This is a genomic window from Vibrio sp. 05-20-BW147 (assembly GCF_013369385.1).
Lineage (GTDB): Bacteria > Pseudomonadota > Gammaproteobacteria > Enterobacterales > Vibrionaceae > Vibrio > Vibrio floridensis.
This window is the reverse complement of the sequence record NZ_SZTO01000007.1, coordinates 171,202-194,749: the sequence shown is the minus strand read 5'-3', so window position 1 is coordinate 194,749 and position 23,548 is coordinate 171,202. Positions and strand designations below refer to the sequence as shown.

General features: G+C 47.2%; 18 protein-coding genes and 3 tRNA genes. 6 read left to right on the top strand and 15 right to left on the bottom strand.

Annotated features, from left to right (window positions below; all coding sequences use genetic code 11):
* Positions 1-103: 103 nt before the first annotated feature.
* On the bottom strand, positions 104-493 hold the full coding sequence (locus FC652_RS08460) for a rhodanese-like domain-containing protein (RefSeq protein WP_176298222.1): 390 nt from the start codon (positions 491-493) through the stop codon (positions 104-106).
* A gap of 289 nt (positions 494-782) precedes the next feature.
* On the opposite strand from FC652_RS08460, the gene FC652_RS08455 reads away from it, so the two are divergent.
* The 3 genes from FC652_RS08455 to FC652_RS08445 all read left to right on the top strand — a co-directional run bounded on the left by FC652_RS08455 (position 783) and on the right by FC652_RS08445 (position 3,063).
* Complete coding sequence (locus tag FC652_RS08455; RefSeq protein ID WP_176298221.1) at positions 783-1,730, top strand: SRPBCC family protein; 948 nt, start codon at positions 783-785, stop codon at positions 1,728-1,730.
* Positions 1,730-2,035 (top strand): hypothetical protein, encoded by a 306-nt coding sequence (locus FC652_RS20560; protein WP_255199149.1) that lies wholly within the window; start codon positions 1,730-1,732, stop codon positions 2,033-2,035. The genes FC652_RS08455 and FC652_RS20560 overlap by 1 nt, the downstream gene beginning before the upstream one ends.
* Before the next feature lie 317 nt (positions 2,036-2,352).
* A complete protein-coding gene (locus FC652_RS08445; RefSeq protein ID WP_176298220.1) occupies positions 2,353-3,063 on the top strand; it encodes an MBL fold metallo-hydrolase in 711 nt (236 codons plus the stop codon).
* 54 nt (positions 3,064-3,117) lie between these two features.
* Here FC652_RS08445 and FC652_RS08440 read toward each other — a convergent pair.
* From FC652_RS08440 to FC652_RS20555, 11 genes are all read right to left on the bottom strand, one after another.
* Positions 3,118-3,193 (bottom strand) — tRNA-Asn (locus tag FC652_RS08440).
* A 37-nt stretch (positions 3,194-3,230) separates the two neighbouring features.
* Positions 3,231-3,306 (bottom strand) — tRNA-Phe (locus FC652_RS08435).
* Positions 3,307-3,338: 32 nt separating this feature from the next.
* Positions 3,339-3,429 (bottom strand) — tRNA-Ser (locus FC652_RS08430).
* Positions 3,430-3,956: 527 nt separating this feature from the next.
* Complete coding sequence (locus FC652_RS08425) at positions 3,957-4,589, bottom strand: triacylglycerol lipase (protein WP_176298270.1); 633 nt, start codon at positions 4,587-4,589, stop codon at positions 3,957-3,959.
* A 94-nt stretch (positions 4,590-4,683) separates the two neighbouring features.
* Complete coding sequence (locus FC652_RS08420; protein WP_176298219.1) at positions 4,684-6,555, bottom strand: MFS transporter; 1,872 nt, start codon at positions 6,553-6,555, stop codon at positions 4,684-4,686.
* Positions 6,556-6,679: 124 nt separating this feature from the next.
* A complete protein-coding gene (locus tag FC652_RS08415) occupies positions 6,680-7,435 on the bottom strand; it encodes a helix-turn-helix transcriptional regulator (protein WP_176298218.1) in 756 nt (251 codons plus the stop codon).
* Positions 7,436-7,548: 113 nt separating this feature from the next.
* A complete protein-coding gene (locus FC652_RS08410) occupies positions 7,549-10,392 on the bottom strand; it encodes an FAD-binding and (Fe-S)-binding domain-containing protein (RefSeq protein ID WP_176298217.1) in 2,844 nt (947 codons plus the stop codon).
* Between the two features lie 169 nt (positions 10,393-10,561).
* Positions 10,562-11,221 carry a lactate utilization protein C gene (locus FC652_RS08405; protein ID WP_176298216.1) on the bottom strand — a complete coding sequence of 220 codons (660 nt, stop codon included), beginning with the start codon at positions 11,219-11,221 and terminating at the stop codon, positions 10,562-10,564.
* On the bottom strand, positions 11,218-12,648 hold the full coding sequence (locus tag FC652_RS08400; protein WP_176298215.1) for a LutB/LldF family L-lactate oxidation iron-sulfur protein: 1,431 nt from the start codon (positions 12,646-12,648) through the stop codon (positions 11,218-11,220). The genes FC652_RS08405 and FC652_RS08400 overlap by 4 nt, the downstream gene beginning before the upstream one ends.
* Positions 12,648-13,403, bottom strand: a complete 756-nt coding sequence (locus FC652_RS08395; protein ID WP_011152508.1) for a (Fe-S)-binding protein — start codon at positions 13,401-13,403, stop codon at positions 12,648-12,650. Before FC652_RS08395 ends, FC652_RS08400 begins: the two co-directional genes overlap by 1 nt.
* Positions 13,404-13,550: 147 nt before the next feature.
* The gene (locus FC652_RS20555) at positions 13,551-13,679 is read right to left on the bottom strand and encodes a hypothetical protein (protein WP_255199154.1); all 129 of its coding nucleotides are present in this window, start codon (positions 13,677-13,679) and stop codon (positions 13,551-13,553) included.
* 134 nt (positions 13,680-13,813) lie between these two features.
* Between FC652_RS20555 and FC652_RS08390 the strand changes: the two genes are divergently transcribed.
* Both FC652_RS08390 and FC652_RS08385 read left to right on the top strand, forming a co-directional pair.
* The gene (locus FC652_RS08390) at positions 13,814-14,713 is read left to right on the top strand and encodes a LysR family transcriptional regulator (RefSeq protein ID WP_011152506.1); all 900 of its coding nucleotides are present in this window, start codon (positions 13,814-13,816) and stop codon (positions 14,711-14,713) included.
* Between the two features lie 234 nt (positions 14,714-14,947).
* The gene (locus FC652_RS08385; protein WP_176298214.1) at positions 14,948-16,984 is read left to right on the top strand and encodes a prolyl oligopeptidase family protein; all 2,037 of its coding nucleotides are present in this window, start codon (positions 14,948-14,950) and stop codon (positions 16,982-16,984) included.
* Between the two features lie 182 nt (positions 16,985-17,166).
* Here FC652_RS08385 and FC652_RS08380 read toward each other — a convergent pair whose 3' ends face one another.
* Together FC652_RS08380 and FC652_RS08375 are read right to left on the bottom strand one after the other, a co-directional pair.
* Positions 17,167-18,795 (bottom strand): ABC transporter ATP-binding protein, encoded by a 1,629-nt coding sequence (locus FC652_RS08380; protein ID WP_176298213.1) that lies wholly within the window; start codon positions 18,793-18,795, stop codon positions 17,167-17,169.
* A 14-nt stretch (positions 18,796-18,809) separates the two neighbouring features.
* A complete protein-coding gene (locus FC652_RS08375; RefSeq protein WP_176298212.1) occupies positions 18,810-19,310 on the bottom strand; it encodes a hypothetical protein in 501 nt (166 codons plus the stop codon).
* A 268-nt stretch (positions 19,311-19,578) separates the two neighbouring features.
* Between FC652_RS08375 and FC652_RS08370 the strand changes: the two genes are divergently transcribed.
* Positions 19,579-21,939 (top strand): Lon protease family protein, encoded by a 2,361-nt coding sequence (locus FC652_RS08370; RefSeq protein WP_176298211.1) that lies wholly within the window; start codon positions 19,579-19,581, stop codon positions 21,937-21,939.
* Positions 21,940-22,262: 323 nt separating this feature from the next.
* On the opposite strand, the gene FC652_RS08365 is transcribed toward FC652_RS08370, so the two are convergent.
* A complete protein-coding gene (locus tag FC652_RS08365) occupies positions 22,263-23,540 on the bottom strand; it encodes a cytosine deaminase (RefSeq protein WP_015728188.1) in 1,278 nt (425 codons plus the stop codon).
* Positions 23,541-23,548 lie beyond the last annotated feature (8 nt).

Below are 23,548 nucleotides of genomic sequence, written 5' to 3'. Positions count from 1 at the left end.
TTGTAGTGATGATGGTCGTGGTGTTTGCATTAGCTTTTTTCGCTGGCTAAAAAGCACAAAAGGCGCTCTGGATTGAGCGCCTTCTTCATTTCTGCTTGATGGATTATTCTTCTGGTTTGACGGCCAGCATTTCTTCAATGCCTCCACCATTTAACAGCAGCGTGTAGCCAGATTGCGTGAGGAAATCGTACGCTTGGCCGGAACGATTACCACTGCGGCAGTACAGAACTATCGGCTGGCCCTTGTCGATCTTACTAAAGCCTTTCGCCAGCTCATTCAAAGGGATGTTTACTGCCCCTTCAATGTGTTTTTGCTGAAACTCCGCCGGTGTACGCACATCCACAACGAGCGCACCTTGTTCGATCCATTCCCACGCTTCCATTGCTCGATTTGATGCATGAGCGAAGGAGGAAAAACAACTTAGCAACAGCAGGCTTAAAAATGCGCGCCAATGTGTATACCACTGAGTTTGTTGTTGGTTTTTTTGTCGCATGAAGACTCCTAATGACACCGCTAACCTGTCCGTATTCTCAACAAATTGGAGAGGATGCAAACAATGTGTCCAATCATTCTCCGAACGACAGGAGAAGTCTCGTTTTTAAGTCTAGATTGTGACTTCTATCATTTAATTGTTATTCCTAGAACGACGTTTAGCTTGGTAAGTGGCGATAGTGTTAAATATGTCAAATAGTGCGATCGAAAGTGAATAACTGTTTGCTTTCATTCTGTTTGGGAGTTCGTTAGTATCAATGAGTTGCTTAAATCACATCTAGGGATTTTACATGGGTGTTGCTATGACAGGGGTTTGTGTTAGCAGAAGTCTTTATATCGACAAACATGCCGATAAGGTAATCGATTACATCAGTGACTTTAGCACTTGGGCCAAATGGTCTCCTTGGTTGATTTTGGAACCGAAAAGCGAAGTGACGTTTAGTACCTTTCAGCAACAGCCAGGCGCTCAGTATGCTTGGAAAGGAGAACGGATAGGCGCTGGAAAAATGGAGCTCATGCACCTTTATGATCATCAGTTGGTGTTCAATCTGCACTATCTTAAGCCCTTTAAAGGCGAGGCGACTGTCTATTTCAATGTCTCTCCTGAAGGAAAAGGGGCTCGGGTAGAGTGGCAGTTTCAAGGTAAGTTGCCTTGGTATATGTTCTTTTTCCGTCAGACGTTTGGTGCATTACTCGGTATGGATTACACCCGTGGTTTACGGATGCTAAAAAGTGCTATTGAAACCGGACATGTCTACTGCAAGTTAACGGATCTTGGTGAGCGCGTTATGCCTCAGGTTCATTACATCGGTGTAAAAGGCAGCGCGACAGTCGAGCAGGTTGGGGAGTTGATGCAGCGTCATTTCGACAATCTGCATGATTACATCGCCGAATATCGCGTTCCGGTGTGTGGCGAACTGTTTAATCTCTACCATTCGATGTCGTTGAAAACGGGCATTTTTGAGTTCACTACTTGTATGCCAGTCTCTTATCCAGTTGAAGCAAAGGGCAAATTTGTCGCAGGTATGCTGCCATCGATGGCAGTATATGCGGTTCAGCATAAAGGCGAATATCAGTTTCTTGGTAATGCTTGGTCATTTGCTTCCTCCTTGACCCGGGCGAAGAAAATAAAAACCAAAGGTAAGCCGATGGGTATTGAGAAGTTCTTAAACCGAAGAAGCGAAGTGCCTCCTGAACAGTGGCTGACCGAAGTGATGCTGATTAAGAGGAGTGAATGATGAATAATTTTGCTATTGAGATTCTATTAATTGCGTTACTCATGATCTTTGTTGCATTGATCGTCACACAAGTATGGCTGTGGTTGAGGCCGTTTATCTATGATGTGACGCTTCCCATAGAGCTCAAACATCAAGTGCGGTCATTAATGAATGAGCTAGATCAGGTCAAGCCGCAAGGTGCAATCGCAATGAAATACGCAGAACAGTTTGAACTTATTAGCTTAAGAAAAACTGCCATGCCGGAGAAACTGCCATGCCGGAGAAACTGCAATTGGTCAAATCGCTGTTTGATGAAGTCAAAATGACACCGGGAGTGTTTGACAATCTGCATGAGCGAGCAACGATCGAACGCTGTGTCAACCAATATCAGGCGCTAATGAGTAGCGCGCCGTTATCATCACGTGTATTATGCTACTCAAATACAGGTTATTTCCTCTCTGCTTGTGGAGTGTGGTTATGCCAAGTTCTATTAGCGAAGTAGATCTGAGTCTTCTCTCCTCTACGATTTGCATCATGCCATTTAGCGTTCTGCTGATTTTGATTTAACCAAATTTTTCTTGCCAGTCATCGACTCTCTTCTAGACTCAATATGTAGCTTCGGAACGTTTTGGAGTAGGACGCAATGGCAGGGCAGCTTATTCAAGAGTTTCATCATGTTGTTTCAGGAACCATTAGCTATATTGTTTCGGATATCGGAACGAATCAGGCAATTATTATTGACCCTGTGGCGGACTATTGCCTCAACACTGGCCAAATAAGTTTTGAATCGGCCGATAAGATTTTGCAGCACATACATGATAACCATTTAAGCGTGGTGGCGATTTTTGAAACGCACATTCATGCCGATCACTTAACGGGGTCATTCTACCTGAGCGAGAAGCTACAAGCGCCCATCAACGTGGCTGAAGGGGCGAAGAAAGTCTATGCCTGCTGGAAAGATGAGTTAGCTCTTAAAGAGTTGTATGAGTTTGAACACTTCCTTATGGATCAAGAGCATCTAGAGTTTGGTGAGTCTGATCTAGAAGTGATCAACACACCTTGTCACTCTGCCTCGGATGTGACTTTTAAAATTGGCGAAGCGATCTTTATTGGTGATGCGTTGATTCCTGAAAGCAATTGTCAGCTTTGGGAGGAGAAAACAAACATTGATCATTTACTGCATTCTCTCTATACCCACATTCAAAGCAATGGCGTTGATGTTTACTTGGGTCATGAAGAAAAATGTCATGGCGTTGATGGAGAGTGGAACGATGAGCGTTGTGGTCATGCAGTCTGTGAAGAACTCGTTGCTTCTGCGATTAGTTATAACTTAACTGCTCAGCTTCCGTCGTAGTTCCCATACGCAGAATAGCAAAAAGCCTCATCTTTCGATGAGGCTTTTATAATGTGGCTCCTCCTGCTGGGCTCGAACCAGCGACCTGCGGATTAACAGTCCGTCGCTCTACCGACTGAGCTAAGGAGGAACTATTCTGTTGTTGTATCAGGCACAACTTAAATAAGTGGTGCCTCGAGGCGGAATCGAACCACCGACACGAGGATTTTCAATCCTCTGCTCTACCGACTGAGCTATCGAGGCAAATTGTTCAGCATTAGCTCAACAATGCAATGTGGCGGAGAGATAGGGATTTGAACCCTAGGTACGCTATTAACGTACGCCGGTTTTCAAGACCGGTGCTTTCAACCACTCAGCCATCTCTCCATGGGCCGAGATAATAGGGGGAAGCGTGGTTGATGTAAAGTGGAAAAAGTTCGTTTGCTTGATTTCTAGCCATTTCGCATTTTGTTTGCTTTAATTTTGCGCGTTTGGTCTCTTTTTTGGACACTAAGGCCACTAGAAGCTGGCCACTCTCGAGTTTTTTAGCCGACTGATTCATATCGAGAGATGATGAAAAACCAAACCGTAAGGCTCAATAGCATCAGCGACAATGTGTCGAGTTTCACTTTCCATTTTTTGTTCTAATAAGGTCTGCTTATCTGTCGATGGCGAACCATAGAGCAAATAAGCAGACCTTGGTTGTCGATGTTCTCTTAGTGAATTATTTTGTTGAGAGTCGACAATACAGTTTCTATGCTTTAGTCATAAACTGCCTAGTCCTTAACCGCTTTGGCCGAGCATCTTGGTTTTGAACGCTGTTTTATAACCGGGTGAGATAATATGTAAAATTAATATTAATTTCCATAAGTATATTCAATAAATTTTAACCAATGCGTTTAATTAGCGATTGATTAATTAGTGTTTTCATTTTTTTTAAAACAAGAGTTATGTATGAAATGATTAATCTGGTCTGGAATATAGCGGCTATATATCATGCTGGTATGGCTATTTTTCGTCAAAACGTGGTCAGTCATACCTGAGATCTTTGTCTCCTCCACCGTGACCGTCCCATCAGACATTGTCTGTGTATCCATCAGTAAGAAGGGTCTTGCACCCAATGGAATCGTGCCTGCAATACTGCCAAGCTTCTGAGGGAAATCCCAAATATCTTCATGCATATTGAGCCCATGTTTTGGCGAATTGCCAAGCATCGCACCTAAACCAAGCTCCTGAATTTTTGTTACGATGGAAGCGCCTTTGAGCGGTGACCCTATGGCCACCACATGTGAGATTCGCTGAAGGGTAGGGCGACGTGAGGCAAGATAATGTTTGATCATCAAGCCTCCCAAACTATGGCCAACCAACACATTCTCCGTCGTAGTGCTGAGCGCTTTGTCTATGGATTGGAAAACTTTTTCTTCATCAATATTGACCGTGTTGTAGGTGAGCGTTTGTGTTTGATAGCCCAATTTTTTTAGGCGCAAGCTGAGAGGTTGCATGACTAAACCATGCATATATAAACCGTGTAATATAATGATTTTCATCGCTTCACTCTCCATCCCTTATTCCCTAGCTACCTGTAATGCCAAGCTACTTGGGGCGACCTAATATCTAGATTATCTCATCAAAAATAATGGCTTACTGTGAACAGGGTACAGCAACCAACTTTTGTACCTCTTGTTGCAGTTGATGTCGGTTGGCGTCTGTGCCTTCTATCGCTTCGCCAACGTTAACGCTGATTTTCGACCAGAATCGACGTGGCAAAGAGGTGAGTGCATGCCCATGTTTATGGCTGAAAAAGGAGCCCCATAGTCCAACTAGCCCTACGGGAATAACAGCGACAGGATTGTCTTTGAGAATCGTTTCCACACCGGGTCTAAACTCGCCCAAGCAGCCGTCCGCTGTCAGGCGACCTTCAGGAAAAATGCAAACGAGTTCTCCGTTATTTAAGGCTTGAGCAATCTGTTTAAACGCATTTTGATAGGTTTTTTCACATTTTTTCGGCGAGCAGATGGGAATCACGCCTGCATGGCGGAACACATATTTCAGTAGTGGGATCTCTGCTATGCCTTTTGCCATGACGAAGCGAATCGGGCGTGGTGAAATACCCATTAAGATCAGTGCATCAACGTAACTCACGTGGTTCGCAACCAGCAGCGCTGCTCCTTGTTGGGGAATGCCGCTACGACCCTTAATCGTCACTCGATACATGATGTGACTAATCAGATAGCTGATAAATCGCTGGGTAAACTCGGGTACTTGGCGGTAAACATAAATGGCGATGGCCAAGTTCATCAGTGCCAACAAGGCGAACAATTGTACAATGCTCAGCTCTACCACAGTTAAGACGAAGATGGAGAGTGCTGCGGATGCCACCATAAATAGCGAGTTCATGATGTTATTGGCCGCAATAGCTTGCGCACATTCGCCATCCTCTGCACGAGATTGAATGAAAGCGTACAGTGGAACGATGAAAAGCCCACCGCTGACTCCCACCATAAAAAGATCCGCCATTACGTGCCAGTGCTGAGCGTTCTGGACGAAATCAGCCGCTTGCCAATAGGCGGATGGAAACTGTGCCGGGTTAGGCAGAGCAAAAAGTAGGTCACCACCAAACACGGTAAGGCCGGCAATGCCAAAAGGCAGAATACCGAGTTCCACTTGATCAAAAGAGAGTTTTTCACACAGCCATGAACCCGTAGCGACGCCAATGGAAAACAGTGCCAGCAACACAGAAACGACCGTGCTATCTGCATAGAGGTGTGTTTTTGCGAAGTTGGGGAACTGAGTCAGGTAGGTGGCGCCTAAAAACCAAAACCAACTGATGGCTAAGATCGCCATCCAGATTCCACGATTTTTCTGCGCATTCTTTAGCGTGCTCACTAAGCCAGAAATAGGTTTGAACTGTACTTTTTTAGCAGGTGTTTGCAATGGTAGTGCGGGCATTTTTTGGCTGCTGACAACGCCAAGCAACGCCAGCACCAATACTAAGCCTGCGGTAATGTAGAGCCCATTTTCTAGCGCAATCAGCACGCCTGCGGTGAGTGTGCCGAGTAAAATAGAAACGAAGGTGCCCATCTCTACCCAAGCATTGCCTTTGACTAATTCGTTGGCTTTGAGTGCTTGTGGAAGCAGGGAGTATTTAACTGGGCCAAAATAGGCAGATTGAGTCCCGGTGAGAAAGAGCAGAATCAACATCGCGATGTAGCTTTGCGTCAAAATGGCAATGGTGGCGCAGCCCATCACCAACAGTTCAATCTGTTTGAGGCGCTTAATTAATCGTGCCTTGTCCATATTGTCAGCGACTTGCCCAGCATGAGCTGAAAAAAGAAGGAAAGGTAAGATGAATAAGCCTGCCGCGAGATTCACAAATAAGTCAATGGGCAGTGGAAGCTGCTCCACTTGGCTATAAGTGACCATCAGCAGTAACACATTCTTATAGACATTATCGTTGAGGGCACCCAAGCACTGAGTGCAGAAGTAAGGGAAAAATCGACGCGATAAAAACATTGTAGCCTCCATGAGTGCGTAGCTTTACTACGTTCCAATGGCAGGCAGAGTGCCGCAAATCCCTTTTAGGCGCGATAACCGCAACAAAAGTAACGTCTGTTGTTACCCGAAATGCGATCTATTGTTACTTTTTACGCTGGCTCACGTTTGCTTCTCGTTCGGCGAATAGAGGAAAAGTCCAGCGGCGTATCGCGAGCACCAAGGATGTTCCGTGACGATCTTTGATATCCAGTTCGTTATCACTTTGGCAGGCGGCGTAGAACTCGCCGACCAGTTTTTGCATTTTCTGTTGCATTTTCTGGTTGCTGGGTAATGACATTAGCCCTGTTGCCATCACCAGCTTTTCATCCTCTGCGGAAAAATAGCTGTTGAAAAAGGCGTGTTGCACTTGCTGCTGGAAAAACGATTGAATGGGGCCACCGGCAATCCAGGCGAACTGCTTGGTAAGCTTCAATTTAAAGCGGTTGTTGGGTTGCAGTTCGATGATACCAAGACGATCGAGTTGCGCGCACTTTTGTATGAGATCTGGTTCACTGAACTGATATTGTTCGGCTATCTGTTTAAAGGTGTAGCCATTCACGACGCACACCGCGACCAGTAGCAGTGCTTTGTCGTCAATCAGCTCTTTTTCCTGCTGATAACTGAGCGCCGTTAACCCCTGTTTTGGGGCATAGGCGAGCTTAAATAACTCACTCATCTCTAGGTCGATAAGCTGGCATATACGTTCCAAACGCGCCAAGCTGATGTTGTTGCCTTCTGCCAGTAAGCGTTTCACCGAACCTTCACTAAGATCTAAGGCCTTAGCGATGTCGCTATAGTGCACGCCGTTCAGTTTGAGTTGAGTTTTTAGTTCAGCAATCAGTTGCTTCGATTCGGTCATGTTTTTTCCCGTATTCTCTGCTGAGTGTCCAGTTTGGCCTAGTATGCCCACCTCAATACAAAATTGCGAACAACAAAAAATGGCCCTAAACAGGGCCATGAGGGAAAACAAGCTTAGCTTTTTGGGGCAGAGGCGTCATCAACCAGGTAGAGAATGGATTGATAAGGTATGCCACTGTGATGCGACAAACCAATTTCACACGTGCGGCTATTGCTAAAGCCCCGCTGGCAATCACTGGGCACTTGCGCTTTTAACGGATGAACTGCGGCGGCGTTGAGTTCTGGGGTGGTGAATCCTTTATCGCCAGCCCAGCCACAACATTGAATATGTTCAGGAACAATGACGCGGGATGCGCACGCGTTGGCTAACGTTATCATGGCATTTTCCAGCCCCATGCGTCTTGAACTGCAAGTGACGTGTAACATGACGGTTTCGTTGAGTGGGGTAATGTCGAGATGTGGTAAGAGATACTTGCTGACAAAGCCTGTCGGCTCAAGCACTTCCATGGGTTGGCTAAACTGCTCAATGCTGCGTTTGGCACAAGGGCTGGTATCCATCAGCACAGGATAGGTCCCTTCTCGACTTGCCTGCCACAGTACTTCTTCCAACTGCCTGGCTTTGTTTGTTGCTAATTCGTTCATTCCTTTGCTGTCGTATGGCATGCCACAACATTGATTGCTCAATTGCGCAGGGATGATCACTTCGTATCCTGCTTTCTTTATAAGTGACAATGTCACCTCTGTCAGTGGCCGTTGATCCGTTGCATCTGCCTGTTGCCCCATGTTACGGCTGGCGCATGAAGGCATGTATACCACTTTCTTCTCTGTTGCAGTGATAGGAAATGCGCTGTTACCAAGTGAGTGTTGATTGGCAGTAGGGTACTCTGGATACCAAATGGGTGTCGACCCTTTGGTCAGTGAGCGTAAGCCATTGGTGAGTTTGCCCACCGTTGGTGCACCAATCACCTTACTCGCTAACTGGTTAGCACGTAGACCATTTCTGGCAATGGCGGTTGTGGTGCTGAAATGGTCCGAAGTCCATTTGGCAATGGGGGTAAACTTCTGATACTTAGCGGTGCGAAGCTTTTTCACCAAATCGCCAGTATTAATGCCAACTGGGCAGCGATCGGCACACAAACCGGTTGCTGCGCAGGTATCAATACCTTGATATTCAAAAACTTTCTCTAACTCGCTGGCTTGAGTTTTTTCACCTGCCCGTTCTCTGCGCTGCAATTCTCGATAGAGCACGATGCGTTGACGAGGAGAAAGCGTCAGTGTTCTCGAAGGGCAAACGGGTTCACAAAATCCGCATTCAATGCAGCGATCCACCAAGGGATCGGCAGCAGGCATGGGTTTGAGGTTTTCTATATGCGAGTGGGGATTATCATTGATGATGACCCCAGGATTGAGCAGACCTTGCGGATCGAAGATCGTCTTGATCTGTTGCATCAACTGGTAGCCCTCACGGCCCCATTCTAGCTCGACATAGGGGGCCATGTTACGGCCTGTACCATGTTCTGCTTTAAGCGAGCCTTGATATTTGACCGCAACCAACTCCGCAACCTCATCCATAAACTTGCCGTAGCGGTCAATTTCTGTTTGGCTGTCAAACCCTTGGGTGAAAACAAAGTGCAAGTTACCTTCAAGAGCGTGGCCGAAAATGATCGCTTCACCGTATTGGAAACGATCAAACAAGGCTTGTAAATCACGCACGCCGTTAGCTAAGTTTTCCACTGGGAAAGCAACGTCTTCGATAATCACCGTGGTGCCGACTTCACGTACTGCCCCTACGGCAGGGAACATGCCTTTGCGAATTCCCCATAGTGTCGCAACGGTCGCAGCATCGCTGGTAAACGGCACGGATTCAATGATGGTGTACTCTGCCAATGCATCCATAACAGATTTACATTGTAAATCTAACGTTGTTTGGCAGCTTGCATGAGACTCAACCAAAATGGCCGCGGCTTCGAGATCCAACGATGGAATAAAGCTGGGCATGCCCGCTTTGTCGGCAACAGAACGCAGGGCGCGCCCATCCATCAGTTCGACGGCTGCCACAGGTAATTTGGATAACGTCGTTACGGCACGACAGGCTTCTTCAATGGTCGCAAAGACCAACAACGCCGAGGCTTTATTGGGGTGCTCAATGACGGTGTTATAGGTGATCTCGGCAATAAAACCTAAGGTGCCTTCTGAACCAATCATCAAGTGTTCAATGACTTCAATCGGATCTTGGTAATCCACCAAGGCGTTAAGAGCGTAACCTGTGGTGTTTTTAAGACGATACTTGTGCTTAATTTTATCTGATAATTCTTTATTATCAGCCACTTGTTGGCAAAGCGCTTCGATGCCGGAGACGAGCGAAGCGTGGCTTTGCTTAAAGGCGGCGATGCTGGCTTCATCAGCGGTGTTCAGTATGGTGCCGTCACTAAAAACGATCTTCATACTATCTACGGTGCGGTAAGAGTTTTGCGCGGTGCCGCAGCACATGCCACTGGCATTATTGGCCGCTATGCCGCCGATTTTGCAGGTATTAATCGAAGCGGGATCGGGGCCAATTTTGCGCTGAAAAGGGGCCAAGTATCGATTGGCATCCGCCCCGATTACGCCAGGTTGAAGAATGATCTTATTGCCATCGTCGACAATCTCGTGACCACGCCAATCGTCGGTTAGGGTGATGAGCACTGAGTCAGAGACCGCTTGCCCAGACAAGCTGGTACCCGCGGCGCGAAACGTGCAGGGAACATGGAGCTCGCGGCAACTTTGAATGGCAAAAATGACTTCTTGCAAATCCTTGAGTCGTAAGACGATCTTTGGCACTAAACGATAAAAACTGGCGTCGGTGCCGTAGGCTAAGCGTTTGGCCTCTTGGGTAATGATCCGCTCTTGTTCAATGCGGGTAGCAAACACCGCAGCCAGTTTTTGATAGGTGGCGTTATCTAAGTTATTGACCATCATTGCTTCCTTTGTTTTGCAGCGTTTTTCGGTTTATGTTTTTACATTGCTGCGACGTATTTGCTCTTGATGTTTTCTATTTGGGCTAAAGCATCGTGCCATGTTTGTATGAAAACGTCACAATGGCTGAGAAACAAAACCTCAACGATGAGGCTGAGGTTACGTTTTTCGCTTATTGATCGGTAAGTAATAACACCACGAGTTCACTTGGTCCGTGCGCGCCATAGGCCAGAGTTTGTTGGATGTCAGCCGTTTTAGACGGGCCAGAAATCAACAGTGCATTGGTCGGCATATGATGTGCCCACTCTTGCTCCACCATGACCTCAAGGAAATTGCACTTGAGAGTCGACTGTTTGATCACGGCGATGTGCTTAGGAGGCACCAAGGACAAGGTTCTTGGCTCATATTCGCTTGGCCACAACACCAAAGCACCAGTGTCTGCAATACCGGCTAAAACATGAGTAATACCGACATCGATTTGGTTAAAAAGCTCACTTTTCCATTCTTCAATGTGGCGTTCAAATTCCACCACTTTCACTTGAGTGAGTCCGTTGCGAAAGGCGTGAATGTATTCTCCATCCGTGCCAATAGCGGCGGTTTGACATGCTTTGTCTGACACAATACGCGCGATGGTGGATTCGAGTTGCGACGCTTCTATTGTGTGCATTTCGGCGTGGCTGGCTTCCATGGCAGCGATGAAGCGGCGCACTTTTTCATCCTGAGTGACATTCTGTTCGTGTCCCCACGGTTGATAACTCAAGTGCGCAGAACTTTTTTCAATCGCGTTGGCGGCTTTGAGGCGATTGAGTATGTTGTTTTTCGCATGGCTCATGATTCACCTCTTTTGCGTTTTTCTGCCATCAATTGGTGTAAGGATTTTTCTGCCGGTTTTGGCGCAGTGCGGCATTGTGTCCAAGGGCCGAGATTTGCCGGAAGTAGGTTACGCATTTTGCTGGCGATGGCCGTGCCTGCATGGTAGAGCGAGGGATGGCTCGCGGCGTAAGCAAAGCCTTTCATTGCTGCCGTTTCCAACCCACTGTGCGCCGCGTTTTGGCCGCGAAGTGGAGCATGGTTTGGCATGGGATCATTTTTCGCTTCTCGTCGCAGGCGTTGCAACATTTCAGGAATGGGGATGCGTACCGGGCATACTTCTCCACAAGCGCCGCAAAGGCTTGATGCGGTAACAAGATCCTGTGTTTTTTCCAATCCTAGTAAATGAGGAGAGATGATCTTACCAATAGGGCCGGGATAGACGGTGCCATAGGCATGGCCGCCAATTTTGGTGTAAACAGGGCAGTGATTCATGCAGGCGCCACAGCGAATACATTGCAGCGTTTTGCGTAACTCTTCATCTTGATAAGCTTGTGAGCGGCCATTATCAAGTAGCACCAAATGCACTTCTTGTGGGCCATCTTTTTCACCATTTTTACGTGGTGAGGTAATCATATTGAAATAGGTGGTAATGGCTTGCCCGGTCGCACTACGGGTTAATGCGCTGTAGAGCGGCGGCACATCGGTCAAAAACTCCACCACCTTTTCAATGCCAGTAATCGCAATGTGAACATTCGGCACGGTGGTGGACATGCGCCCGTTCCCTTCGTTCTCCACCAAACACAAGGTGCCTGTTTCTGCAACGGCAAAGTTGACGCCAGATAAACCAATATCGGCATCGTGAAATTTTTGTCGTAAGCGCTGGCGGCCAGTTTGAATCAAGGTATCTACATCGGTTGTTGGCGTGAAGTTGTCGAGATTTTTCTCGAAGGTATCACTCACTTCCTGCTTATTTTTGTGGATGGCTGGCATGATGATGTGGGAAGGTTTATCGCCGTCGAGTTGGACGATGTATTCCCCCATATCACTCTCTAAGCACTCAATCCCCAGTTTCGCCATCTCATGGTTCATCTCAATCTCTTCGCTGACCATCGATTTACCTTTGATGATCATTTTCGCCTGATGAGCGTTAGCAATGCTGGCAATGATGCTATTGGCTTCGTCAGCATTTTCTGCCCAATGGACATGAATACCGTTGCGATAGCAGTTGAACTCAAGCTTTTCTAGCAGTTGCGGTAACTTGCTTAAGCAGCGTTGACGAATGGCTTCCGCCAGATCTCGAATCGCTTTTTCCTCGGCAGGATCGGCAAAGGCGAGTTTACGTTTGTCGCGCAGATAATCCATCGCACCACGGAAATTGGCTCTGAGCTGCGGGTCCGCGAGTGCGACTTTGGCTTGCTGATGGAACTGTTGCGGAGTTTGTGACATTAGGCTTTCCCCCCAGTTCGTTCGAGTAGAAAACTGGCCAAGTGGCGACCTTTGATCGCTTTACCTTGATATTCAAATGCCCCGTTGATATTGAGCAAGCAGCCCCAGTCTGCGCTAACGAGTGTCTCAGCGGCAGTAGCCTCGATATGGCGAGTTTTGTCTTCCACCATGGCTTGAGAAATGTTGGGATGACGAACAGAGAATGTCCCGCCAAAGCCGCAGCACTCGCTTTCGTAATCTTGCATGCGCAGTTCAACATTATTGAGTTGTGAAAGCAGCTCTGTTGCGGTGACATGCACATTCATTTCCCGACGAGCCGCGCAGGACGTGTGCATTACCACTGAGGTTGGTTGACCTTGGTCATTGAGCTTGACACGACACACATTGACGAGAAATTCGGTGAGCTCAAAAACTCGGTCACAGAATTGGCTCACTTGGGCTTCGTGCGAATCGCCTTTAAAAAGACGTCGGTAATGATGATGCATCATACCGCCACACGATCCCGATAACACAATCACGGGGTAGCTTTGCGGAAATAATTCAATTTGGCTGAGGGCAACTTGTTTGGCTTCTTCATCGTATCCAGAAGAGTAAGCTGGCTGGCCGCAGCAGGTTTGTTTTTCAACAAAGATAACGTCAATGCCTTGCTGCTCGAGTAGTGTCATGGCATCGAGCCCTGCTTCTGGGTCAAACATGTCGACGAGGCAAGTGGCGTAGAAATAAACTTTGTCAGGTTTTGCCGGATAAATACGCATTGGCAGTGCTCCCGTGTAAAGAATGGCGTAGTGGTCAGCGGATAGCGCAGTGACTACGCTATGGTTGTCGGGGTATGCGACCGCTACGCCATATTGGTTTGGCGGCAGGTTGCACCTGCCACTCGTTGTCGTTATGAATCTGGCTATCTACGGTGTCATGAGTGCATCGGTGATCTGCAAACCGTAAATCAGTGTCAAACCGATGATGCCCGTGACTACAAGGTAGTAGAAAGTGGGGATAATGGTTTTGTGTCGTGTCGTATCTTTGATATCCATCGGGCCTGTTTTTTACACAGGTAAAGCGTATTGATTTGTAACTCCGTTGTTAATGCTGTGTGAATTTACCCCTTTATTTTTTATTGATATAGGGAAATAATGAAAATCATTCTTTCCAAAAATGACATAATCCAATGCGTGCAGATGACTTAATCTTATTTAGCCAAGTGGTTGAACAGGGCAGCTTTAGTAAGGTGGCTGAAGAAAATAGCCTTACAAATTCGGTAGTTAGCAAAAGAATTGCGCGACTTGAAGAAGAAATTGGCGCTCAATTATTATATCGAACAACGCGAAAATTAACCCTGACCGAGGCGGGCAAGGCGTTACTGCATAGTGCCAAAAATGTGAAGCAAGCCACTCAGGAGGCTATGGATGCCGTTGCAGGCTTTGGAGAGAATGTCAGTGGCCATATCAAAATGTCGGTACCGACGATTTCGGGAGATTTGATATTGGCGGATGCGGTTGCCGAATTTTGTAACCAGCACCCAGGATTAACCGTCGATATGTCGTTAGATAACCGATTTGTTGACCTCGTGTCAGGCGGCTATGATCTGGTCATTCGCACCGGCTATCTTGAGGATTCCAGCTTGATTGCTAGGCACATTCTCGACTCTCAATGGGTGGTGTGCGCTTCTCCTTCTTACATTGCCAAACATGGTAAACCGCTAATCCCTTCCGATTTAACTCAACACAACTGTTTGCAGTATGCCTACCAAACCACAGGGGCGTCAGAGTGGGAGTTTAAGGGGGAAAAAGGCAACTACATTGTGCGAGTGGCAGGGTGTTTTTCGACCGACAACGCAACGGCTTTGCGCAAAGCGGCGTTAGGTGGCCATGGTATTGCCTATGTTCCTCGCTGCTTGGTGTACCACGATTTTCGTAATGGTCAGCTGGTGGATATTTTTCCAGAACAAGTTGGTAAAAAATTGGGCATCTATGCGGTCTATCCGTTCACTCGCCAGCCACCGAATAAAGTGCGTTTATTAATTGAACATATTCGAGAGCGTTACCTGACCATTTCCCACTATTTTTGAGTGTTGCTGATGTTGAGAGGCGCTGACTTTGATTGATGATAAGTAATAAATTGCGATTGAGTCATCATTTCAAGAAATGTTGCAATCTTTACCTTGAAAACCGCGTAGTAAGCCCTAAGTTAAGGGGTGAAAATTATTCTCATTACAACCATAAGCAAACCCTAAAGCATGAAGGCCATTTGGCCTTCATGCTTTTTATAGAAAGAGCTTCACACAAAGAGTCACAAGGACGTTATGCAATATATCAAAACTCGTAAAGACCCAATTGTTGATCATTACTTTGGCCATGCGGTGGCCGATCCCTATCGTTGGTTAGAAGACGATCGCAGTGCAGAAACCACAGAGTGGGTATCAGGGCAAAACGCCATCACATTTGACTATCTAGGCCAGATTGGTTTTCGCCAGCAACTCAGAGAGCAAATCGCCGCGAGTCAAGATTACGAAAAATCTTCTCAGCCTTTTGTGTATGGGGAATACACCTACTTCTACAAAAATGACGGCTTACAAAATCAAAGTGTCCTCTATCGCCGCAAAGGTGACGAAGCTGCGCAGGTATTTCTTGACCCGAACGGGTTTTCTGACGATGGCACGACCTCACTTTCTGGCGTGTTTTTCTCAAAAGATGACTCGCTGGTGGCGTACACTATCTCTGAAGGGGGAAGTGACTGGCGTAAGATTTTTGTGCTCAATGCCGAAACAGGTGAGCAAATCGAACCTGAAATCGTCGACGCGAAATTTACCGGTGTGTCGTGGTTGGGCAATCAAGGCTTTTACTACTCGCGTTATGACAAGCCGCAAGGCAGCGAGCTGTCAGCCAGAACAGAACAGCACAAACTCTATTACCATCAACTGGGCACGCCACAATCCGATGATGTGTTGGTTTTCGGCGAGGCGGAAGGCGAACTGCATCGCTACGTTTATGGACAGACAAGCGAAGACGATCGCTACTTGGTAATCAGTGGCCACGAGTCAACGTCGGGTAACCGCTTGTTTTATGTCGATCTGCAAAGTGATGAGCGCCAGATTTACACCTTGTTGGATCACGTTGACTCTGATACGCATTTGCTGGATTCGACCGATCGTGAGTTTCTTCTCTACACCAACTTGGATGCGCCAAACGGTAAAGTAGTGAGTGTGGACATTGAAAGTGGTCAATGGCGTGATTTAATCGCCGAGCAAGATCAGCCTCTCGAGGTGGTTGCGGCAGGTGGTTATCTTTTTGCGACCTACATGGTTGATGTGCTGTCAAAAGTCGTGCAGTACAGCTACCAAGGGGAAAAAGTTCGAGAAATTACGCTGCCCGGCGAAGGCACCGCAACGGGGCTCGAAGGGAAGAAAAGCCAAACCACGCTCTACTACACATTCACCAATTACGTCACACCGCCGACGATTTTCTCGCTGGATGTGAACAGCGGTGAATCGCAGGTGTTCCAAGAGTCTAAAGCGCCGTTTGATCGTCACCAATACGAATCTCAACAGGTGTTCTACCCATCGAAAGATGGCACCTTGATCCCGATGATCATCTCTTATAAGAAAGGGATTGAACTCAACGGTAAAAATCCGACGATTCTCTATGGTTACGGTGGCTTCGATGTCAGTTTGACGCCTGCCTTCTCAGGCATGGTGGCGAGTTGGCTAGAGTTGGGTGGCGTTTATGCGGTCGCTAACTTACGTGGTGGCGGTGAATACGGTAAGGCTTGGCATAATGCTGGAACGCAATTGCAAAAGCAGAATGTGTTTGATGACTTCATTGCCGCCGCAGAATATTTAATTGAACAGCAATACACCAGTTCGGACTATTTGGCGATTCGTGGTGGTTCAAATGGTGGTTTGCTTGTGGGCGCCTGTATGACTCAGCGACCAGATCTGTTCAAAGTGGCACTGCCTGCAGTTGGGGTGTTGGATATGCTGCGCTACCACACTTTCACCTCTGGTGAAGGTTGGAAATACGACTACGGCACCTCGGCGCAAAGTGAAGAAATGTTCCAGTATTTGTTGGGCTACTCTCCGGTACACAACGTGAAGGAAGGCACAGCCTACCCAGCAACCCTTGTGACCACGGCCGATCACGATGATCGTGTTGTGCCTGCGCACTCTTATAAGTTCATTGCCGAGCTGCAAGAGAAGCACCAAGGTGCGAATCCGGTACTGATCCGAATTGATGTCAATGCAGGGCACGGCGCGGGTATGCCGATGAGTAAAATGATTGATCTCTCCGCGGATATCTATGCGTTTACGTTGTTCAATATGGGAATCACCGCATTAAAGTAATCCGTTTATTCATCTAAGGGATGTAAAAATGCCGCGATATGTTCGCGGCATTTTTGTTTGTGACGCTTATTTTCAGCCCAAGTCACTATTGGGTTGGCGGCCAAGCCAAAGAACAGCCATGTTCCACTTTTTCCATTGACGTTGTAATGTGAACTTGCGAGTTGGTCCTCGTTTGAGTCGACTTAAGCGACTTCTTCAATCTGTGGCTCATCGAGATCAAACGACGCGCTGATGAGCTTTTTGGTGTAGTCACTTTGCGGCTGGTGGAAAATATCGTCAGCACTGCCTTGCTCCATCACTTCACCTTTTTGCATCACCAGGACGCGATCAGACAAGGCTTTAACCACCGAAAGATCATGACTGATAAATAGATAACCGATGTTGTATTTTTTCTGCAGATCTTTAAGCAGGTCGATGACCGTAAGCTGAACAGAGCGATCCAGCGCCGAGGTGGGTTCATCGAGCAGAATAAACGCAGGTTTGAGGATCAACGCCCGTGCAATCGCAATGCGTTGACGTTGGCCTCCGGAAAATTCATGCGGATAACGATTAATCGATGTCGGCTCCAAACGCACTTCTTTCAGCGCTTCGCGTGCCATGCTCATACGCTGCTGCTTGCTTAGCTCTGGGCGGTGAACCGTCAACGCTTCGGTGATGATTTCGCCCACTGTCATGCGGGGAGACAACGAACCATACGGGTCTTGGAACACCATCTGTACTTGTTTCTTGAGGTCGAAACGCGCTTTTTCGCTCAATTGAGCAAGTGATTGACCTTGAAATTCGATCTCACCAGTGGAAGGCAGTAACCCGATCAGCGCTCTACCAAGCGTGGATTTCCCCGAGCCAGATTCGCCGACGATGCCTAAGGTTTCCCCTTGTTTTAGTTGTAAGGAGATCCCCTTAACCGCTTCAAAATATTGGTTTCGACTCGGTAAAAAGTGAGGTTTAACGAGAAACTTAACACGAATGTCTTGCGCTTTGAGCAGCATCGGGGCAGATTCATCAAGCGCTTCTTTGCTTCCTTTAGGAATCGAATTGATCAGCATCTTGGTGTAGTCGTGCTGAGGGTTGGCAAACAACGCTTGTGTGCTCCCTTCTTCAACGACTTCCCCTTTGCACATCACCAGCACGCGATCGGCAAAGTGTTTTACCACGCCCAGATCATGGGTGATGAACAAAATCGCCATGCCCATCTTGGCTTGAATCTCTTTGATCAGATAGAGTACTTCCGCTTGCACCGTGACATCTAATGCCGTGGTGGGTTCATCTGCAATCAAAATTTCCGGTTCATTGATCAACGCCATTGCGATCATGATGCGTTGCAATTGACCGCCAGAAAATTCGTGAGGGAATTTTGAATAAGCCTGTTGCGGATTGGGTAAATGAACGAGTTCGAACAACTCCAGCACTCGGTGTTTGGCTTGTTTTTGCGTCACCTTACGGTGGCACATCATCGCTTCGGCAACTTGGATGCCCACACGCATGTATGGGTTGAGTGATGTCATTGGCTCTTGGAAAATCATGCCGATGCGATCGCCTCGGACCTTGCGCATCGCTTGCTCCGATTTCTCAAGAATCGATTCCCCTTCAAATAAAATCGATGAATCCGGATGGACAATCGCGTTATTGGGCAACAGTTTCATCAAAGCACTGGAAGAGACAGACTTGCCAGAGCCAGATTCACCAACAATCGAGAGGGTTTCTCCGGCTTGGAGATCGAAGCTAACATTCTTAACTGCATCGACGATTCCATCGTTGGTCTTAAAACTGACCGAGAGGTTGTTCACCGTAAGAATGGTTCTTGATGACATTGTAATTCCTTGTCTTAGTTAAGGACGCGAGTAGCGTGCTGTGGAGCGCTACCATGAAAAAGTTGTAGCGTTGCAAACTGCGCGTGAGCGCGGTTGACTTGATCTAACTCCAGCATCCATTGCGCATTTCGCTGTGCTCGGCAAAATGCCGTCATGTACGAGAGCAAATCATCGCAATGTTTGCTTAACATGGAGTGCACACGTTGAATGAGTTCACTTTGCTCCAGTGCCACAAATTGGAACAGAGCATAGGTGTTGTTGAGGGTAGAAAAAGCGTCTTGATAGAGCCCCATACGGTTATACAGTTCTGACTGCATGATACTGGCGTCACGTAATCCGCTGAGTAAACAAACGAGCTGACACGGTTTGAGTTCACAGTCATGCGCGGCTGCCTGAATATGGGTAGGCAAGTAAGTAAGCACTTCACTGAATAAGTGATGAGCTTCCGGCCAATGACCTTGTTCCATTAACTCTTGGGCTTTAAGAAAGCGCATCCAGCATTGTTCGATGTTCACGTTACTCTCCTGTCTAAAACGCGATTCTTGAAGTTTAAATGAAAATTATTATCAAATGCAAATTTATATCATTTGATTTTATTGATTAACAATTGCTGCATTTCTGCTCACTTACGCTGGCGTGTTGCATAAGTCACTAAAAATTCTATTAATTCCGACTAGACTTGAGGTAGTGTGGAGAAAAGAACCTCCTGAGAGCTCAATATCAGCGATGAATGGATTGAGCTAACTGGGAAGAAAGACAAGAACAAGAAACAAGGAGGCAGCGATGGCGATTCAAAGATTATCTGCAGCACAACTCTATTCTGTAGCTGAGTTAGAGCAACTGCCATGTAAGTCAACCAAGGAGTTGGCTCCGATTGACGAGATTGTAGGGCAAGAGCGAGCACAAAAAGCGGTTGAGTTTGCTATGTCAATCAAGGAAAAAGGGTACAACATCTACGCCATTGGTCAGAATGGACTGGGTAAGCGCACGATGATTTTGCGCTACTTAAACCGCCATCAACACGATGTGGATGCGCTCTATGATTGGTGCTATGTCGCGAACTTTGAAGATATTCGTACACCTAAAGTGCTTAAATTGCCACAAGGTGTTGGGGTGCGTTTTCGCAACGATATCGAAAAGTTAATGACCAAGCTTGTTAACGCGATGCCTCTCGCGTTTGACAACGAAATGTATTATTCGCGAGCCGATAAGCTAAAAAACCAATTGGTGCAAAAGCAGGAGCAAGAGCTCGAACGGATTACCAAAGATGCCAAAGAGAAAGGCATCAGTTTGACCATCACCACGCAAGGGGATTATCAGTTCGTTGCGTTGAACGGTGAAGAGCTGCATACAGAAGAGACTTTTGATGCCCTAAGCCGTAAAGAGCAGGAGTACTTTGGTGCCAGTATCGACGAGCTTGAAGTGAACCTTCGTTCGATGGTGCGCCACTTAACGGAGTGGGAAGAGTCTTACAGCGAGAAAATCAAAAAGCTCAATGACGATGTGACTCGCGATGTGATTACGCACTTTATCAAGCAACTTAAACTCGATTATTCACAATATCCTGAGATCAAAACTTATTTAACGGAACTGCAAAAAGACATCATCGAAAACGCCGATATCTTTTTGGAAGAGACGGGTGAGCAAGGTGAAGTGGCCACTGCTTCTCTTGATAAGAAACTGCCGCGCCGCTACAAAGTGAACGTGTTGGTGAGCCGCAAGACGGGTGAGTTTCCAATCGTTGTCGAAGAGACACCAAACTATCACACCTTGTTTGGTTCGATTGAAACCGCGACGTTCAAAGGCACGGTATTTACCGATTTCTCCTTAATTCGTGCGGGTAGCTTGCACAAAGCCAATGGTGGCGTGCTGTTGATGGATGCACAAAAAGTGCTTGAGCAGCCGTACGTGTGGGATGGTTTGAAACGAGCGCTTCGTTCTCGTCAGCTCAGCTTTACCTCGTTAGAAAAAGAGGTGACGTTGACTGGTGCGGTGTCACTTGATCCGGAACCGATTCCGCTCGACATCAAGATCATTTTGTTTGGCGACTATCGCACGTATCAGTTGTTACAACACTACGATCCAGAGTTCAGCGAGCTGTTCCGTGTTACCGCCGATTTTGAAGATGAAATGAAACGCACGCCGGAATCTGAACTGCAATACGCGCGCTTCATCTCCAGCGTGGTGCATGACAATGGCCTGTTGCATTGCGATAAGAAAGCCATTGCGCGCATCATTGAGCACAGCTCGCGTCTGGTGGGCGACCAAGGCAAGCTCTCATTGCATTCGGCGCACATTGCTAATTTGCTACGTGAGTCGAACTATGTGGCCAAGCAGTCTAACGCCAATATGATTCGCATTGGTCATGTGGAAGAGGCATTGAGCAATCAAGAAATGCGAGTAAGCCGCTTGCAAGATGCCGTGATGGAAGGCTTTATCAATGGCACTACGCTGATTCGTACCGAAGGTAATGCGGTGGGACAAGTGAACGCTTTATCGGTATTGAGCACCAGTGACCATGCGTTTGGTGCGCCAAACCGTATTACCGCCACCACCTGTTATGGTGAAGGTGAGGTGATCGATATTGAGCGCAGCGTGGATTTGGGTGGCAGCATTCACTCTAAAGGCGTGATGATATTGTCGGCTTATCTTTCATCGGTGTTTGGCCGCAATGCGAAAGTGCCATTGACCACCACGATTACGTTTGAGCAATCGTATGGGGGAGTGGATGGTGACAGCGCCAGTATGGCGGAGTTGTGTGCCGTCGTATCGGCGTTTTCCAAGCAGCCAAACCGACAGGATATCGCGATCACTGGCTCGATGAACCAATTTGGTGAGTCACAGCCGATTGGCGGGGTAAACGAGAAGATCGAAGGCTTCTTTGATGTGTGTGTCATCAAAGGTCGTCATGATCAACAAGGGGTGATTATTCCACGCTCGAATGTGCATAATCTGATGTTGAGACCAGATATTGTTAGAGCAGTAGAAAAAGGTGATTTCCATATTTGGGCGATTGACCATGTCACTGAAGCAATCGAGATCTTTACCGGCAAACCGGCGGGCGAGTCAACCGATGATGGCAGCTACCCCATTGACACTATCTTTGGTATTGCTCAAGCGAAACTCAATGCGCTAAGAAAGTAATCATTAATAAAAATCAATAACTTAATAATTAATTTAATCGTAACAAAGACGGCTCCTAAGGGAGCCGTTTAATGTTGAGTTATTATCATTGATATGAGAGTTGTGAGTGTGACGTTGTTAGTGAGTTCTGAAAATTCGCTATCTCTTTTCAGGTTCACTGGGTTGTATTAACACTAGTCGTGATTTTTTTAGTGCGCAAATATTCCACAATTTATTATTAAATTACTTAATATTTATGTGAGATTGATTCCATATTAATGGGGTTGAATGAAAAAATTGGCCCGATGGGCCAATTTCATCTTCAATAGCATGCATCGCGAATGTTAGCGCTGAAAAGTGACTTGTTCACGCTCTCCAAGGTGGATGTGCGTTGTCGCAGGTTGTGTTTCTGCAATCACTTTACCGTGACGAACAGAGTAACGAACCGGCACTTGGCGACGCACTGCATCAAAACCATTTTCCGCAGGAAGGATCAGTAAGCTACCAGGTTTCCCTGCTTCAATGCCGTGCTTGTCTTGAATGTTCAGCGTACGCGCTGAGTTGGTGCTGATCAGATCAAGTGAGTTGTTGATTTGGTCGTACCCCATCACTTGGCAAACATGCAGACCCATGTGCAGTACTTGCAGCATATTGGCAGTGCCTAGTGGGTACCAAGGATCAAACACGTCATCGTGACCAAAACAGACGTTGATGTTGGCATTGAGCATCTCTTTTACGCGTGTGACACCACGGCGTTTCGGGTAATCGTCAAAGCGGCCTTGAAGGTGGATGTTGACCAGCGGGTTTGCCACGAAGTTGATGCCCGACATGCGCAGCAAACGGAATAGGCGAGAGGCGTACGCACCGTTGTAAGAACCCATTGCGGTTGTATGGCTTGCGGTTACCTTGTGACCCATGTTGAACTTGTGCGCCAGTGCGGCAAGCGTTTCAACAAAGCGCGATTGCTCATCATCAATCTCATCACAGTGCACATCAATCAAACGGTCGTATTTTTGTGCCAGTTCAAACACATAATGCAGCGACTCAATGCCGTATTCACGAGTAAACTCAAAGTGAGGGATCGCACCAATCACATCCGCCCCCAATTGAACCGCTTCTTCTAGCAACTCTTTCCCGTTCGGGTAAGACAGAATGCCTTCTTGCGGAAACGCTACGATTTGGATGTCTACCCACTCTTTCATCTCTTCACGCACTTCCACCATCGCTTTTAGCGCGATTAGCGTCGGGTCTGATACGTCAACATGAGTACGAACGTGTTGCACACCGTTGGCGATTTGCCACTTGAGCGTTTGCTTCGCGCGCGATTTAACATCTTCAATCGACAGCGTCTCTTTGCGTTCAGCCCAACGCTCGATGCCTTCGAAAAGTGTCCCGGAGATATTCCAGCTTGGCTCACCCGCGGTTTGCGTGGTGTCTAGGTGAATGTGCGGCTCGCAGAACGGGGCGACCGCCATGCCGCCCTCGGCATCAAGAACGTCACCGGTGTAATTGAGTTCGACATTGTTGTTTTCAATACGCGTGAATTGACCATCCTCAATCAAAATTTGCTGGAGACCTTCCTGTCCCTTAAGCGTTGCGTTCTTGATCAATAGTGTTGTCATGATGGTTC